Origin of the sequence: Vulcanibacillus modesticaldus (assembly GCF_001730235.1) — a bacterium.
Classification (GTDB): Bacteria; Bacillota; Bacilli; order Tepidibacillales; family Tepidibacillaceae; genus Vulcanibacillus; species Vulcanibacillus modesticaldus.
Genome location: NZ_MIJF01000097.1, coordinates 1 through 592, shown reverse-complemented (window position 1 = coordinate 592; position 592 = coordinate 1). Strand labels below are relative to the sequence as shown.

The window sequence follows — 592 nt, the reverse complement described above, 5'->3', positions numbered from 1 at the left end:
AAATGAGTATGCAAAGAGTTTTTCTCTCTCGTCCTTAACAAAATACCCACTCTCTGGGTCTGTCTTACTTTCCTTTATTTCTTTCTCTTCTTCTTTATCTTGTGGGGGAAGTTGCTTTTTTCCATGTGCTTCTCGGTCAATGTTTATTTCTTTCTCTAATTGTTCTTGGTAACTTCTTGTTTCTACACGAGCCGTTTTCTTTATATACTTCTTTTTATTAGCATTTGCTTTAACGTGTGTTGAATCTATAAATGCAACTGATGGATCTACAAATCCTTTTTTCATAGCTTCTTTTAGTATTCGATAAAAGATTTGTTCAAAAATATCCGTATCTTTAAAACGCCTTACGTAATTCTTCCCGAAGGTGGTGAAATGTGGTATCTTATCTTGAAAGTTGTATCCTAAAAACCAACGATATGCGACGTTAGTTTCAATCTCCTTTATTGTTTGACGCATTGATCGAATGCCAAATATGTATTGAATGAATACCATTTTTATTAAAACAACAGGATCTATGCTTGGTCTGCCGTTATCTAAAGAATAGGTATCTTTAACCAAATCGTATATAAAGCTAAAGTCAATTGCTTGATCT

1 protein-coding gene is annotated in these 592 nt (G+C 33.3%); it reads right to left on the bottom strand.

Annotated elements, in window-relative coordinates; all coding sequences use genetic code 11:
• Nucleotides 1-592, bottom strand: a 592-nt coding sequence (locus BHF71_RS11075; RefSeq protein WP_141705395.1) for a transposase, incomplete at both ends; no start/stop codon positions are given.